At 72.1% G+C, this 15,003-nt stretch carries 9 protein-coding genes, 5 tRNA genes and 1 riboswitch; of the genes, 7 read left to right on the top strand and 7 right to left on the bottom strand.

The window, feature by feature from the left end; translation table 11 throughout:
* Positions 1–247 precede the first annotated feature (247 nt).
* Together ACWD6P_RS30510 and hrpA are read right to left on the bottom strand one after the other, a co-directional pair.
* Positions 248–325: transfer RNA gene (locus tag ACWD6P_RS30510), tRNA-Asp, on the bottom strand.
* Positions 326–420: 95 nt separating this feature from the next.
* Positions 421–4,491, bottom strand: coding sequence for an ATP-dependent RNA helicase HrpA (hrpA, locus tag ACWD6P_RS30505; protein ID WP_451447398.1), 4,071 nt, complete (start codon positions 4,489–4,491; stop codon positions 421–423).
* A gap of 187 nt (positions 4,492–4,678) precedes the next feature.
* Between hrpA and ACWD6P_RS30500 the strand changes: the two genes are divergently transcribed.
* The gene (locus ACWD6P_RS30500) at positions 4,679–4,909 is read left to right on the top strand and encodes a hypothetical protein (RefSeq protein WP_451447397.1); all 231 of its coding nucleotides are present in this window, start codon (positions 4,679–4,681) and stop codon (positions 4,907–4,909) included.
* Between the two features lie 49 nt (positions 4,910–4,958).
* On the opposite strand, the gene ACWD6P_RS30495 is transcribed toward ACWD6P_RS30500, so the two are convergent.
* The 4 genes from ACWD6P_RS30495 to ACWD6P_RS30480 form a co-directional block, all read right to left on the bottom strand.
* Positions 4,959–5,032 (bottom strand) — tRNA-Phe (locus ACWD6P_RS30495).
* 4 nt (positions 5,033–5,036) lie between these two features.
* A tRNA-Asp gene (locus tag ACWD6P_RS30490) sits at positions 5,037–5,111 on the bottom strand.
* 48 nt (positions 5,112–5,159) lie between these two features.
* Positions 5,160–5,232, bottom strand: a tRNA-Glu gene (locus ACWD6P_RS30485).
* Positions 5,233–5,365: 133 nt separating this feature from the next.
* Positions 5,366–6,964 carry a metallophosphoesterase family protein gene (locus tag ACWD6P_RS30480; protein ID WP_451447396.1) on the bottom strand — a complete coding sequence of 533 codons (1,599 nt, stop codon included), beginning with the start codon at positions 6,962–6,964 and terminating at the stop codon, positions 5,366–5,368.
* A gap of 89 nt (positions 6,965–7,053) precedes the next feature.
* Here ACWD6P_RS30480 and ACWD6P_RS30475 point away from each other — a divergent pair, with 89 nt between their 5' ends.
* From ACWD6P_RS30475 to ACWD6P_RS30455, 5 genes are all read left to right on the top strand, one after another.
* Complete coding sequence (locus tag ACWD6P_RS30475; protein ID WP_451447395.1) at positions 7,054–7,404, top strand: metallopeptidase family protein; 351 nt, start codon at positions 7,054–7,056, stop codon at positions 7,402–7,404.
* A 120-nt stretch (positions 7,405–7,524) separates the two neighbouring features.
* Positions 7,525–8,199, top strand: a complete 675-nt coding sequence (locus tag ACWD6P_RS30470; protein ID WP_451447394.1) for a hypothetical protein — start codon at positions 7,525–7,527, stop codon at positions 8,197–8,199.
* A gap of 238 nt (positions 8,200–8,437) precedes the next feature.
* Positions 8,438–10,633, top strand: a complete 2,196-nt coding sequence (locus tag ACWD6P_RS30465; RefSeq protein WP_451447393.1) for a DEAD/DEAH box helicase — start codon at positions 8,438–8,440, stop codon at positions 10,631–10,633.
* A gap of 212 nt (positions 10,634–10,845) precedes the next feature.
* A tRNA-Lys gene (locus ACWD6P_RS30460) sits at positions 10,846–10,921 on the top strand.
* A 243-nt stretch (positions 10,922–11,164) separates the two neighbouring features.
* Positions 11,165–12,247, top strand: a complete 1,083-nt coding sequence (locus tag ACWD6P_RS30455) for a PP2C family protein-serine/threonine phosphatase (RefSeq protein ID WP_451447401.1) — start codon at positions 11,165–11,167, stop codon at positions 12,245–12,247.
* 18 nt (positions 12,248–12,265) lie between these two features.
* On the opposite strand, the gene ACWD6P_RS30450 is transcribed toward ACWD6P_RS30455, so the two are convergent.
* Positions 12,266–13,396, bottom strand: coding sequence for a DUF2332 family protein (locus ACWD6P_RS30450; protein WP_451447392.1), 1,131 nt, complete (start codon positions 13,394–13,396; stop codon positions 12,266–12,268).
* 292 nt (positions 13,397–13,688) lie between these two features.
* Positions 13,689–13,834: riboswitch (cyclic di-AMP (ydaO/yuaA leader) on the top strand.
* A gap of 11 nt (positions 13,835–13,845) precedes the next feature.
* Between ACWD6P_RS30450 and ACWD6P_RS30445 the strand changes: the two genes are divergently transcribed.
* Complete coding sequence (locus tag ACWD6P_RS30445) at positions 13,846–15,000, top strand: M23 family metallopeptidase (RefSeq protein ID WP_451447391.1); 1,155 nt, start codon at positions 13,846–13,848, stop codon at positions 14,998–15,000.
* The last annotated feature ends 3 nt before the right edge of the window (positions 15,001–15,003 follow it).

Raw genomic sequence — 15,003 nt, 5'->3', positions numbered from 1 at the left:
GCACCCGGTCAGGCCGAAGGCCCCCACCCAGGGGTGGGGGGGGGCGGGTGGGGCCTGGTGTGTGGACGTAACGCGAAGCAGTCCACACACCAGGCCCCGGAGGACCGTCACCGGCAGCCGAACAGCCCCGCGCAGCGGCACCCAGCCCGCCGCAGGCGCAACGGCGAGACACCCCCACGGCGGGAAAGCCGAAACACCACGGAGGCCAAAAAAACAAATCGGCCCGCATCGCAATGATGCGGGCCGTTGGCGGTCCTGACGGGATTTGAACCCGCGGCCTCCACCTTGACAGGGTGGCGAGCACTCCAAACTGCTCCACAGGACCTTGTGTGTGCTGTCCGCTTGCGGCGGGCTGCGAAGCAAGACTGTACAGCAGGTCAGGGGGTGCGGTCGAACTCGATGCCGGTGGCCGCCCGCACCTCACGGCGCCGCGGCGTCCACCGCCTTCACGATGCGCTTGTCGGAGACCGGATACGCGGTCCCCAGGGCGTGCGCGAAGTAGCTCACCCGCAGTTCCTCGATCATCCAGCGGATCTCCAGGGCCGCGGCCGGGACCGGGCGGCCCGGCAGGAACTGCTCCAGCAGCCAGGCGTATTCGTCCTGCATCTCCTTGACCTTCGCCATACGGGTGCGGTCCCGCTCGGCGTTGGTGGGCAGCTGCTGCAGACGGCGGTCGGCGGCCACCAGATAGCGCATCAGGTCCGGCAGCCGCTTGGCGCCGTGCGCCGTCACGAAGCCCGGCTTGATCAGCGCCGCCAGCTGCTCCCTGATGTCGGTGAGCGAAGGCAGCAGCGAGGGGAAGGCGTTGTCCTTCAGCCGGCGTTCGCACGCCTGCCAGGCGGCCAGCACCTCCTGGACCTGCTGGATCGTCCGCAGCGTGACGTCCACCAGATCGGCCCGTACCGCGTCGAACAGCTTGCGGAAGGACTCCTCGTCCCACGCCGGGCCGCCCCGGGCCGCGATCAGGCGGTCGGCGGCGGCGGTCACGCAGTCCTCGAAGAGGGCCGCGATCGAGCCGTGGGGATTACGGGACAGCGCGAGCTTCTGCTGATTGCTCAGCTTGTCCTGGGCGAACTTGGCGGGATTGGAGGGGATGTTGAGCAGGATGAGGCGGCGGGTGCCCGCCCACATCGCCGTCAGCTGCTCGGCCTCGGTGTCGAAGAGGCGTACGGCGACGCTGCTGCCCTCGTCGACCAGTGCCGGGTAGGCCTTCAGCGGCTGGCCGGCGCGCCGGGTCTCGAAGGTGCGCGGCAGCGCGCCGATCGTCCAGGACGTCAGCCCCGTGCGCTGCTCCAGGCCGGCCAGCACCGGCCCGTCACCGGCGCTCGCCTTGCCGCGCCTGCCGTCCTTGGCGGGCCGCTCGGCGGCCTGCTCGAAGGCCTTGGAGATCGCCGCGCGGGTCTTCGGCTTGAGCTTCAGCCGCAGCGCCTCCAGGTCCTTGGCCTCGGCGAGTTTGCGCCGCCGCTCGTCGACCACCCGGAAGGTGATCTTGAGGTGGTCGGGGATCCTGGACGTGTCGAAGTCCGCGGCCTCGACGGGGACGCCGACCATCTTCTGGAGGCCGGCGGCCAGGGAGGCCGTCAGGGCGCCCTGCAGGGGCACCGTGGAGTCCAGGAAGCGGGCGGCGAAATTCGGCGCGGGGACGTAGTTGCGCCGGATCGGCTTGGGCAGGGAGCGGATCAGCTCCGTCACCAGCTGCTCGCGCAGACCGGGGATCTGCCAGTCGAAGCCCTCGGAGGAGACCTGGTTGAGCACCTGGAGGGGGATGTGGACGGTCACGCCGTCCGCGTCCGCGCCCGGCTCGAACTGGTAGGTGACCTTGAACTTCAGCTTGCCCTGCCGCCAGGAGTCCGGGTAGTCGTCCTTGGTGACGGCCTCGGCGGACTCGTTGATGAGCATCGAGTGCTCGAAGTTCAGCAGCTCCGGCTCGTCCCGGCGCTTGTGCTTCCACCAGGAGTCGAAGTGCGCCCCGGAGACCACGTCCGCCGGGATGCGCTGGTCGTAGAAGTCGAAGAGCGTCTCGTCGTCCACGAGGATGTCGCGGCGCCGGGCGCGGTGCTCCAACTCCTCGACCTCGCCGAGCAGTTTGCGGTTGTCATGGAAGAACTGGTGATGTGTGCGCCAGTCGCCCTCGACCAGGGCATTGCGGATGAACAGGTCCCGCGAGGTCTCCGGATCGATCCGGCCGTAGTTCACCTTGCGCTGGGCGACGATCGGGACGCCGTAGAGCGTCACCCGCTCGTACGCCATCACCGCGGCCATCTTCTGTTCCCAGTGCGGCTCGCTGTACGTGCGCTTGACCAGGTGCTGGGCGAGCGGCTCGACCCACTCGGGCTCGATCTTCGCGTTCACCCGCGCCCACAGGCGGGAGGTCTCCACCAGCTCGGCGGACATCACCCAGCGCGGTGGCTTCTTGAAGAGCGCGGAGCCGGGGAAGACGGCGAACTTGGCGCTGCGGGCGCCCAGGTACTCGTTCTTGGCGTCCGTGTCCTTCAGTCCGATGTGCGAAAGCAAACCGGCAAGCAGGGAGGTGTGGATGTGGTCGGGCGCCGCGTCCTCCTCGTTGAGGTGGATGTCCATGCCCTTGGCGACCGTACGCAGCTGGGAGTAGATGTCCTGCCACTCGCGTATCCGGAGGTAGTTCAGGAACTCGTTGCGGCACATCCGTCGGAAGGCCGACGAGGACAGCTCCTTCTGCTGCTCGCGGACGTAGCGCCAGAGGTTGAGGAAGGCGAGGAAGTCGGAGGACTCGTCCTTGAAGCGGGCGTGCTGCTGATCGGCCTGCTGCTGCTTGTCGGAGGGCCGCTCGCGCGGGTCCTGGATCGACAGCGCCGCCGCGATGACCATGACCTCGCGGACACAGCCGTTGCGGTCCGCCTCCAGCACCATCCGCGCCAGCCGCGGGTCGACCGGCAGCTGCGAGAGCCGGCGGCCCATCTGGGTCAGCCGCTTGCGGTGGTCCTTCTGCTTGGTGTCGAGCGCGCCCAGCTCGCTCAGCAGGTCGACGCCGTCCTTGATGTTGCGGCGGTCCGGCGGGTCGATGAACGGGAACTTCTCGATGTCGCCCAGGCCGGCCGCGGTCATCTGCAGGATGACGGAGGCGAGGTTCGTACGGAGGATCTCCGCGTCGGTGAACTCGGGCCGGGAGAGGAAGTCGTCCTCGGAGTAGAGCCGGATGCAGATGCCGTCGCTCGTACGGCCGCAGCGGCCCTTGCGCTGATTGGCGCTGGCCTGCGAGATCGGCTCGATGGGCAGCCGCTGGACCTTGGTGCGGTAGCTGTAGCGGGAGATCCGGGCCATGCCGGGGTCGATGACGTAGCGGATGCCCGGGACGGTCAGCGAGGTCTCGGCGACGTTCGTGGCCAGCACGATCCGCCGGCCCGTGTGCCGCTGGAAGACGCGGTGCTGCTCGGCGTGCGACAGCCGCGCGTACAGGGGCAGGACCTCGGTGTGGGGCAGCGCCTTCTTGTTGAGCGCGTCCGCGGTGTCGCGGATCTCCCGCTCGCCGGAGAGGAACACCAGGATGTCGCCGGGGCCGGCCGCCTGCAGTTCGTCGACGGCGTCGCAGATCGCCGTGATCTGGTCGCGGTCCGCGTCGCTGCCGCCCTCTTCCAGCAGCGGGCGGTAGCGCACCTCTACCGGGTACGTACGGCCGGAGACCTCGACGATCGGCGCGCCGGGCTGCTCGGCCCCGTCGTCGCCGGAGTCGGCGGCCGCGGCGGCCGGCACCGAGGCGAAGGAGCCGAAGTGCCGCGCGAACCGCTCCGGGTCGATGGTCGCGGAGGTGATCACGACCTTCAGGTCGGGGCGGCGGGGCAGCAGCTGCGCGAGATAGCCGAGGATGAAGTCGATGTTGAGGCTGCGCTCGTGCGCCTCGTCGATGATGAGCGTGTCGTACTGGCGCAGCTCGCGGTCCGTCTGGATCTCGGCGAGCAGGATGCCGTCCGTCATCAGCTTGACGAGGGTGTCCCCGCCGACCTGGTCCGTGAAGCGGACCTTCCAGCCGACCGCCTCACCCAGCGGGGTCTTCAGCTCCTCGGCCACCCGCTCGGCGACGGTACGGGCCGCGATCCGGCGCGGCTGGGTGTGACCGATCAGACCGCGCACGCCCCGGCCGAGCTCCAGACAGATCTTGGGGATCTGCGTCGTCTTGCCGGAGCCGGTCTCGCCGGCGACGATCACGACCTGGTGGTCGCGGATCGCGGCGAGGATCTCGTCCTTCTTCTGGCTGACCGGCAGCTCTTCCGGGTACGTGATCTCCGGCACCGCGGCGTGCCGCTGGGCGACCCGCAGCTCCGCCTCGTCGATATGGCCGGCGATCTCGGCGAGCACGGCGGAGCGGGCTTCGGGCTTACGGATCCGGCGCGCGCCGTCGAGCCGGCGCCCCAGCCGCTGCTGATCGCGCAGCATCAGCTCGGGCAGACGCTCGAGCAGGGAGGGCAGCGTGGGGGCAGCGCCGTCGGGCAGGGCGGAGGCAGGCTGACTGGACATACGACCCCCAGGATCTCACCTCACGGAATCGACTGGCGAACGATTTGCCCGCGCGGCCGGTCGAGGGCGCCGGGGCCGCGGCGGAGGCGGTGGTTCCGCGCACGAGATGATCATGTGGCCGCTTCAGATGCGCCGTGCCGCGGCAATCGGGTGGAACTCGCCGCCGCGTACCCGCGACGATGCCTCCATGGACAAAGGAATACGACGGATCGCCGGTGTTCTCCTGATGCTCGCCGGCATCGCCGTGGGCGTCTGGCTGGTCTTCGGCGCGCCGCACGACTGGGAAGGCAATGCGCGGCTGCTGAAGATGGCGATGGGCCTCGGGTCTACGGGTGCCATCACCGGCGGCGCCCGGCTGATCTTCTGGCAGCCGGAGGGCGAGCTCGCCCGGTCCGCTGAGGGAGCCGCCGCCGAGTAGACACGAAGAAGGCCCCGATTCGATGAATCGGGGCCTCTCCCAATGGGTGTGGCTGGGGCCGGGGTCGAACCGGCGACCTATCGCTTTTCAGGCGATCGCTCGTACCAACTGAGCTACCCAGCCGCAGCGGTCCTGACGGGATTTGAACCCGCGGCCTCCACCTTGACAGGGTGGCGAGCACTCCAAACTGCTCCACAGGACCTTGCATTGCGCGAAAGCGGCGTAAGCCATTCTCACACACGATGTTGCGTGCCCCCAACGGGATTCGAACCCGTGCTACCGCCTTGAAAGGGCGGCGTCCTGGGCCACTAGACGATGAGGGCTGGTGGCCACCTTGGCGTCGTTACCGGCGCCGTCGGGGACGTGAGAAGCATATGGGATGGGAGGACCGTTCGCCAAAACGGTTTACCCGTGGCCGTCGGGAGGGCTTCTGGCCGGGCGGGGACGGGCGCCGGATCAGGGCGTGGGAGCGGGCCTGGAGGCGGGGTGCGAGGGGCGGCCGGACGAGGTGTCCGGTGACGGGCCGGACGAGTGAGGCGGGCGGGTCGGCGTCGGGTGGGCGCCGGGCTGGTTCTCGCGGGGGAGGTGGCGGCTGACCTCCGCCCGGGACAGGCCCAGCCCGCCGAGCGTGATCTCGTCCCACGCCTGCAGCAGCTTCGTCCTGCGGTCCAGATAGAGCACCGACGCCCGGACCGGCTCGGGCTTCTTGTTCTGCACCGCGCGCAGTCCGCCGCCGCCCGTCGAGCCCTCGACCATCAGCCGGGTGCCCTGCGGCAGTGTGGCGAGCTCCCGGTGGTGGAGGTGCCCGGCCAGCGCCAGCGGGACCAGGCCGTCCGCCTCGCGCGCGGCGGCCGGGTTGTGGGCCAGCGCGATGTCGACCGGAGTCCCGGCCAGCCGCTCGGTGCGCAGCGCATCGGCGAGCCGGCCGCCGGCGGTGCGCTCGGCGGGGTCGCCGGCCGCCACGACGGAGCGGTCCGGGGTGAACTGCGGGTCGCCGACGCCCGCGATGCGTACGCCGGCGACCTCGGCGACCCTGCCGTCGTCGAGGACGGTGACGTGCTTGCGGCCGGTCAGGTACTTCTGCGTGGTGCGCGAGTCGTGGTTGCCGCGCACCCACACGTAGGGCGCGCCGAGCGTGGAGACGGGGTCCAGGAAGTGGTTCTCGGCGGCCGAGCCGTGGTCCATGGTGTCGCCGGTGTCGATGATCACGTTGATCCGGTACTGCTTCACCAGGGAGGCGATGATCCGCCAGCTGGCCGGGTTCAGATGGATGTCGGAGACGTGCAGGACGCGGAGGGTGGTGGGGTCCGGCTGGTAGGCGGGCAGCGTCGAGGTGGCGTCGTACAGCTTGGTGACGTTGGTGACCAGGCGCGCCAACTCCTTTTGGTAGACGTCGAATTCGCTGACGATGTTGCGTGCGTTGCCGACCACGGACGGGGCCGAGGAGAGCAGTCCGGAGAACTTCGGCTCCAGTACGGACTGCGGGTTCCAGGTCGCGTAGGCGGTGCCCGCGGAGGCGGCGAGCAGGGTGAGCGCCAGACCGCCGGCGGCCAGGGCGCGGCGCGGGCGGCGGTAGACCGCCAGGGCCAGCGCGGTGGCGCCGGAGGCCACGGCGACGCAGGAGTGCAGCGCCAGCCCCCGCGCGCCGCGGGTCACATCGCGGGTGACCTCGGCCTGCAGGCCGGCGAACCGCTCGGGGTGGTCGACCAGCGCCTGGGAGCGGGCCGGATCCAGCCGGTCGACGTCGACATCGAGCCGTACCGGCGCGGCATGGCTGCTCAGCTCCAGATCGCCGAGCGGCGGGACATCGATCCTGGTGCCGCCGGCCAGTGAGGGGCGCAGCGCCATGGTGGTGTCCATCGGGCCGACGGGAACGCGGAGCGTGCCGAGGAGCACCAGCCCCAGCCAGGCACCGAGGACGGTGACGGCTATCAGGCCGAGCGCGGAGCGCAGGGGACTGGGTGGGGCGCCCCCGGGCAGGGGCGGGTCGGCGTGCGGTGTCCGGGAGCGCTCAGCGCGGGCCATTGGCCCCGTATGCCCGGGCATGGTGGTCATTACGCCGGGGCGGCGGCACCGTTTGTGCGCGCGGTGCGACGGGCGCAGCACGACCACCGGTTGCGGGGCCGGTAGCGGAGAATGGTGGTGTGCTGGAAATGACGCGCGAGGAGTTCGAGGAACTGGTCGCCGAGGCGCTGGACCGGATCCCGCCGGAGCTGACCCGGCTGATGGACAACGTGGCGGTCTTCGTCGAGGACGAACCCCCGGCCGCCGACCCCGAGCTGCTCGGGCTCTACGAGGGGACCCCGCTGACCGACCGGGGGGAGTGGTACGCGGGCGTGCTGCCGGACCGGATCACCATCTACCGGGGCCCGACGGTGCGGATGTGCGCGACGCGCGAGGACGTGGTCGCCGAGACCGAGGTGACGGTCGTTCATGAGATCGCGCATCACTTCGGCATCGACGACGAGCGGCTGCACGCGCTGGGCTACGGCTAGCGCGGGCGGCGCCCGGCGTACGGGATCGTCCCGGTGGTGCGCGTGTCCTCCGGAGGGGGGCGGGAGTTGGGCAAGGCGTCCTTGCCGCCGTCCCTGCGCTCCGGATCCGGAGGTCCCGCCGTGCGCCCGAGCCCCTACCACCACTTGCCGCCGATTCCACCGCCCGCTTCCGGCCCTGCCGCTGCGCCCGCTCCCGGCGCCCCCTCGTCGCAGCCGCCGGCGGGCCGGGTGCGCGCGCGGGCCGTCTTCGCCGCCGTGACCGTCTCCGCGCTGGCCGCGTCCCTGGCCGGCTGTCTGAGCGTGAGCGACGCACCGCAGCCCAAGCCGTCCGGCACCACCGCTCGGCACGACGGCAAGGGCGCGGAGCCCGGCCCCGGAGGGGCGACCGCGGACGGCCGCGGCGACGGGCCGCGGCGGATGGGTCGCGGCGGCGCGGCACAGCCGGCCGGCGGTGACGAGAAGGCGGACGAGCCGTCGCCCGAGGCGACGCGTACGTCGGCCGAGCCCTCCGCGCCGTCCCGCACGGTGAAGCCGTCGGGCCCGGAGCCCGGCGCGGGAGGCGGCCACGGCGGTTCCGACGGCCACGGTGGCCGGCCGGGGACCGCCAGGCCCTCGCCCTCCCGCCCCGCCGAACCGTCCTCCCCGCCCACCTCGGCGCCGCCCAGCACGCCCACCGCACCGCCGACCCCGCCGCCGAGCAGCCCGGCGCCCCCGCCGAGCGCCCATGCGTCCGGCCCGTCGCCGGTCGCGCCGATGTCGTCGCCGGACGAGCCCGAGGTGTGGGACGGGGCATAAGGGGCGGATCGGGCCGTCAGGGAGGGGGTGGGAGGCGGTGACTGGACGGCCATTTGCCATCAGGGGGGCGGGGTGCGTATGGTGGTAGATCGTTTGATCCCATTTGCCCGGCGCCAGAAAAGAAGCGCGCCGCGTGGCGCGTTCTCTCCCTTGCCGTGGCTGACCGCATAGAGGCGGTCGTTGTGAAACACACGGAGTTTGGGCGCGTGCCGAGACTCCGGAAGGTTTCGCATTTCGCATGTCCATTTCCACTGAGCAGTCCGTCATGCCCTCGTTCGACGACCAGGACGAGCAGACGGCCCCCGAGGTGACCGAGTCCGCCGTGTCGGCCGAGTCCGACACCGACACCGACACCCCGACCGACGCCATCACCTTCGCCGACCTCGGACTGCCCGAGGGCGTCGTCCGCAAGCTGGCGCAGAACGGCGTCACCACCCCCTTCCCGATCCAGGCCGCGACCATCCCGGACGCGCTGGCCGGCAAGGACATCCTCGGCCGTGGCCGCACCGGCTCCGGCAAGACCCTCTCCTTCGGTCTGCCGACCCTGGCCCGCCTGGCCGACGGCCGCACCGAGAAGAAGAAGCCGCGCGCCGTCATCCTCACCCCGACCCGTGAGCTGGCGATGCAGGTCGCGGACGCCCTCCAGCCGTACGGCGACGTCCTCGGCCTGAAGATGAAGGTCGTCTGCGGCGGTACGTCCATGGGCAACCAGATCTACGCCCTGGAGCGCGGCGTCGACATCCTCGTCGCCACCCCGGGCCGGCTGCGCGACATCATCAACCGCGGCGCGTGCTCGCTGGAGGACGTCCGGGTCGCGGTCCTCGACGAGGCCGACCAGATGTCCGACCTGGGCTTCCTGCCCGAGGTCACCGAGCTGCTCGACCAGGTGCCCGAGGGCGGCCAGCGGATGCTGTTCTCCGCCACGATGGAGAACGAGATCTCCACGCTGGTCAAGCGCTACCTGACCAACCCGGTCAGCCACGAGGTCGACAGCGCCCAGGGCAACGTCACGACCATGACCCACCACGTCCTCGTCGTGAAGCCGAAGGACAAGGCGCCGGTCACCGCCGCGATCGCCGCCCGCAAGGGCCGCACGATCATCTTCGTCCGTACGCAGCTGGGCGCCGACCGCATCGCCGAGCAGCTCGTCGACGCCGGTGTGAAGGCCGACGCCCTGCACGGCGGCATGACCCAGGGCGCGCGCACCCGCGTCCTCGCCGACTTCAAGGACGGCTACGTCAACGCGCTGGTCGCCACCGACGTCGCCGCCCGCGGCATCCACGTCGACGGCATCGACCTGGTCCTGAACGTCGACCCGGCCGGTGACCACAAGGACTACCTGCACCGCTCCGGCCGTACGGCCCGCGCCGGCCAGTCCGGCACCGTCGTCTCGCTCTCCCTCCCGCACCAGCGCCGGCAGATCTTCCGCCTCATGGAGGACGCCGGTGTGGACGCCTCGCGGCACATCGTCGGCGGCTCCGGCGCCTTCGACGAGGACGTGGCCCGGATCACCGGCGCCCGCTCGCTCACCGAGGTCCAGGCCGACGGTGCGAACAACTCCGCCAAGCAGGCCGAGCGCGAGGTGGCCGAGCTCACCCGCGAGCTGGAGCGCCTGCAGCGGCGCGCCACCGAGCTGCGCGAGGAGGCCGACCGGCTGACCGCCCGCGCCGCCCGTGAGCGTGGCGAGGACCCGGCCGAGGCGGTAGCCGCCGCTGCCGAGGCCGCGGAAGCCGAGGCCGCGGAGGCCACAGTGCCGGCTCAGGCCGCCGCGTCGGACGACCGCCGCCCGGCCTCCGCCGAGCGCCGCGACGACCGGGGCAACTTCGAGCGCCGGGACCGCCGCGACGACCGTGGTGGCCGTTCCTTCGACCGTGACCGCCGTGACGACCGCGGTGGCTTCGGGCGGGACCGTCGTGACGACCGTTCTGGTGGGCGTTCCTTCGACCGTGACCGTCGTGACGACCGTTCTGGTGGCCGTTCCTTCGACCGTGACCGTCGTGACGACCGTTCTGGTGGCCGTTCCTTCGACCGCGACCGCCGTGACGACCGCGGTGGCTTCAACCGCGACCGCCGCGATGACCGTTCCGGTGGGCGTTCCTTCGACCGCGACCGTCGTGACGACCGTTCCGGTGGCCGTTCCTTCGACCGCGACCGCCGCGACGACCGGGGTGGCTTCAACCGCGACCGCGGCGAGCGTCCCAGCCGTCCGTTCAACCGTGACGACCGCTCCGCCGGCCGCTCCTCCGGTGGCTACCGCTCCGGTGGCGGCGACCGTCCGTTCAACCGTGACGACCGCCCCGCCGGCCGCTCCTCGGGCGGCTACCGCTCCGGTGGCGGCGACCGCCCGTACGGCCGCCGCGACGACCACCGAGGCGCCACGACCGGCTCCTTCGGCCGCCGCGAGGACAAGCCGCGCTGGAAGCGCAACGGCTGACCGCCGGCGCTGATCGGCAGGGTCGGCGCACCACGCTGACGCAGGGCCCGTACGCACGCAAGTGCCGTACGGGCCCTGTCCGTTGGGCGGCCGGGGTGCCCCTGCGGACCCCCTGCGGACGGCCTTCCGGCGGGCCCGTGGCACCCTGGTGACGGGCCCGATCCCTAATGCCTTCGGGCTGTGGCGGATCCTCGGGCTATGCTGCTCGTTGCGGGCCATTAGCTCAATTGGCAGAGCAGTGGACTTTTAATCCATTGGTTCAGGGTTCGAGCCCCTGATGGCCCACCAGTTACGGGCGGGGAGACGGGCTCTCCCCGCCCTCTGCTGTCTTTGCGGCCGCCCGGTCCGTGACCCGTCCGGCCCCCGATGATTCGCCGTGCGCCCTCGCAGCGGAAAGCCTTGGGACGTCGAGGCGGCGGCCACGACGCCGCCCGTGCGGACGACGGGCGGGAGCGGGAAGAGGCCGGTGCGATGCGGCAGGGCGACGGGCCCCCTACGGGCGACGAGGAGCGGCGGGCGCGCCGTGAGCGGATGTCCCCGCTGGCGCAGCGTCTGGCGCGCCGGCTCCCCGCCCTCCTGATCGTCGGCGGCCTCGCCTTCGACATGGCGACGCCGCCCAACTACACCGCTTCCCCCTTCTTCTCCGCCGCCCCGCTGGTCGCGGCGCCGCTGCTGTCGCTGCGCTCCACCACCCTCACCGCCCTGGCCGCCATGGCCGGCGAGGTCTGGGTGGTGGTCTACCGCAGCGCCGCCCAGAACTACCGCCAGTCGGTGACGGAGGTCGTCACGGTCTTCGTCGTCGCCCTGCTGGCGCTCGTGATCAACCGGGTGGTCCGGATGAGCGATGCCCGGCTGGCGTCCGTACGGGACGTCTCGGAGGCCGCCCAGCGCGCCGTACTGCCGCTGCCGCCCGAGCGGCTGGCCGGGCTCGCGGTCGCCGCCCGCTACGTGGGCGCGCGGGCGGACGCCCGGATCGGCGGCGACCTCTACGCGGTGCAGGACACCCCGTACGGCGTACGGCTGATCGTCGGCGATGTCCGCGGCAAGGGTCTGGAGGCGGTGGAGGCCGCGGTGGTCGTCATCGGTGCCTTCCGGGAGGCGGCGGAGCAGGAGGTCACGCTGGAGGCGGTGGCCGGCCGGCTGGAGCGGGCGCTGCAACGGGAGGGCAGGCGGCGCGCGGGGCTCGATGAGTACGAGGGGTTCACCACGGCCGTGCTGGCCGAGATCTCCGCCAACGGGCAGTCGCTGCTGCGGGTCCTCAACCGCGGCCACCCGGCCCCGCTGATGCTCACCCCGGACGGCGGGCTGCGCGAGCTGGCCCCCGCGGCGCCGGCGCTGCCCCTGGGGATGAGCGAGGTGGCGAGCTGGCCGGACCGGTCGGACGAGACGTTCCTGCCGGCCGGCTCGCTGCTGGTCTTCTTCACCGACGGGGTGACCGAGGCCCGCGACCTCCGCGGCTGTTTCTACGACCCGGCGGGCCGGCTGCGCGGCCGCCGCTTCGCCGGTCCGGACGACCTCCTGGACGCCCTCGTCGCGGATGTCGCCCGGCATACGGGCGGGGCGCCGGCGGACGACATGGCGCTGCTGGCGGTGCAGCGGCCCATGGGGGAGTAGGGCGGGCGGCGGGGCGGTTCAGTGCTCCGGCGCGGCCTGCGTCACCGGCAGCCGGTGCAGGCTGTGGCCGTGCTGGCCGGTGAGCGCGACCGGGCGCTCGTCCAGGGCGAGGGTGAGCAGCATGCCGTCCCCAAGGTGCCCGGCGGGGGCCTGCGGAGCGGTGATCCAGGGCAGGACGGAGTGGTACTCGTTGGAGATCCAGTGTCCGCCGCCGGGCCGCCCGTCGAGCAGCGACCGTACGGCCCGCGCGAACTCCTCGCGGCGGGCGGGCGGGAGGTAGGTCAGCACGGCGCTGTGGAAGACGACCAGCGTCGCCCCGGCCGGTGCCGTGGCGGCCAGCGCGGGCAGCTCGTCGATCAGGTCGCCGCGGACGATCCGCGGCCGCGGCGCCGCCCGTACGGCCTCGACCGCCGCGGTCAGCCGCGCCGCGCGCGCCTCGTCGCCGGGCCAGACGAGCGACTGCAGCCACCGCAGGTCGTCCGGCTCGCCGGCCGGGTCGAGCGGGTTCAGATCGATTCCGGCGCGCCAGACGATCTCCGGCGGCCGCCCGGGCAGATCCCCGGGCGCCCAGTCCGTACGGCAGGTGAACTCCACCGGGCCGTCCGGCGCCCCCGCCTCGGCGAGCGGGCGGCCTTCGTGGTCCGTGTAGCGGTAGCGGTAGCGGTCGGGGTGCAGGCACAGCCCGGCCGACGCGCCGACCTCCAGCAGCGCCAGCGGCTGCGGCAGACGGGCGAGCAGCGGCAGCAGCGCGGCGCAGCGGCCCGGCTCGTTGGTCTGGGTGGCGCGCTGCATGATCACCGCACGCACCTCGTCCCAGTGCCGGATCGTCCACTCGCGCCAGCGTCCGTAGGCGGCCTCGCCACGCGGGCCCTGCTCCGCGTGCGGGCCGTCGAGATGACGGACGGCGGCGAGCAGGAGGTTCGGCTGCTGCTTGTTGCCGGCGGGCAGCGACCCCGCCAGCAGATCGCAGAACTCCGGGTCCTGGCTGATCCGCGCGCTCAGCTCCTCATGGGCGTCGGAACGTCCCCGCGCCTCCCGCCAGGAGAACTCCCGGTAGCGCTCCGCCACATCCCGCGGGCCCGGGGTGGTACCGCCGTTGACGTGCCGGGCGGTCCCGGCGTTCCCCGCGCTCTCGACGTTGACGACCATGATCCGACGTTACGCTCTCACGCTGCGTAATCGCCGAGCGCCCCTCCGCATAACGACTGACGCACAATCAGCACGAGATCGTTTAGAAGTGTGCGGTCAACTCGCCCGGTTTACGGCCAACGTGGCCGGAAAAGTCCAGGCCATGACTCATGTGCAGCGGTTAAAGGATTCCCGGGAAGGCTTGGAAAACAGCCGCGATCTCTATTACTGTCCGATAACGCAGCGCGGTCGTCCCAGCCGTCGCAAGTGGCGGCACCGCGCGCCGACGCCGAATCCCGCACGCGCTTTTCACGCACCTCCAGCACCTCGAACTGCACCAAGGGAACCGGGGAACCACCACCTTGGGGTGAATCGGACGCCTCCGCCAGAGGGTGCCCGTAGGAGACCTTCCTGCTCCGAACCCGTCAGCTAACCCGGTAGGCGAGAAGGAAGGAAAGGAGAGCGCCCCCGTGGCGTCCAACAGGCCTGCCCCCGAGGCTTCGTCCGCGTACCGACTCGACGACCGAGGTGCCTTCGACGGCCCCGGTGCCGCGGCGGGCACCGCGGATATCGACGGCGACGGCCCGTGGGAGGAGTGGAACCCGACCGAGGAGTCGCTCCGCCCCGTCCGCGGCAAGCACCGGGTGGCCAAGCAGCGCGGCGGCGGACTCGCCCGCAGCGGCACGGTCCTGGGCGTCGGCGTCATCGCGGCGGTGGGCGCGGGCGGTATGGCCACCGCCGAGGACCGCCCGCCGGTCCCGATCTCGATGCCCGACGTCGGCGGTATGGCCGAGGACATCTCCGACAGCCTGCCGGACGCCGAGTCCCTCCCCGGTATCGGCACGCTCATATCCGACTCCGACCCGGGTTCCGCTTCGGCCGCCGATTCCGCCGTAACGGCCTCCGGAGACGACGCCGCGGGCCCCGCCGCCGGTCCGCTCACCCAGGCCACCCAGGCGGGCGCGGGCGGTACGACCACGACCGCCGGCGAGGCGCTGCGCAGCCGCATCCTCCAGCAGGCCGACGCACAGCAGGGCGCCGCCGAGGAGGAGGCCCGCGACGCGGCGCAGGCGGCCGCCGTCAAGGAGGCGGAGACGGAAGCGGCCGCCGCCCAGGAGACGGCCGAGAAGGCCGCGGCCGCCAAGAAGGCGGCGGAGCTGAAGGCCAAGCGCGAGGCCGAGGAGGAGGCCCGCCGGAAGGCGGAGGCCGAGCGCCTCGCCGAGCTGGCGAAGAGCTTCCTCGCCCCGGTCTCCTCCTACACCCTCACCGCCAGCTTCGGCCAGGCCGGCGACCGCTGGGCCGCGGACCACACCGGCCAGGACTTCGCCGCACCGACCGGCACGCCCGTCAAGGCGGTCCACTCCGGCACCATCACCCAGGCCGGCTGGGCAGGTTCGTACGGCTACCGCATCGTGCTCACCCTCGACGACGGCACCGAGATCTGGTTCTGCCACCTCTCCTCGATGGTGAAGACCTCCGGCAAGGTCAGCACCGGCGACGTCATAGGCCGCGTCGGCGCCACCGGCAACGTCACGGGCCCGCACCTCCACCTGGAGGTACGCCCCGGCGGCGGCGACCCGATAGACCCGATGCCGTGGCTGCGCGAGCACGGGGTGAACGTCTGAGGG

Source organism: Streptomyces sp. NPDC002446 (assembly GCF_053595675.1).
Note: the sequence above shows the minus strand (reverse complement) of the source record. Positions and strands in the feature narration are given on the sequence as shown.

Coding starts and splice junctions, on each gene's coding strand:
- ACWD6P_RS30455 (WP_451447401.1), top strand. CDS start 11,165: ATGTCCCCGCTGGCGCAGCGTCTGGCGCGCCGGCTCCCCGCCCTCCTG.
- ACWD6P_RS30500 (WP_451447397.1), top strand. CDS start 4,679: ATGGACAAAGGAATACGACGGATCGCCGGTGTTCTCCTGATGCTCGCC.
- ACWD6P_RS30480 (WP_451447396.1), bottom strand. CDS start 6,964: ATGACCACCATGCCCGGGCATACGGGGCCAATGGCCCGCGCTGAGCGC.
- hrpA (WP_451447398.1), bottom strand. CDS start 4,491: ATGTCCAGTCAGCCTGCCTCCGCCCTGCCCGACGGCGCTGCCCCCACG.
- ACWD6P_RS30465 (WP_451447393.1), top strand. CDS start 8,438: ATGTCCATTTCCACTGAGCAGTCCGTCATGCCCTCGTTCGACGACCAG.
- ACWD6P_RS30450 (WP_451447392.1), bottom strand. CDS start 13,396: ATGGTCGTCAACGTCGAGAGCGCGGGGAACGCCGGGACCGCCCGGCAC.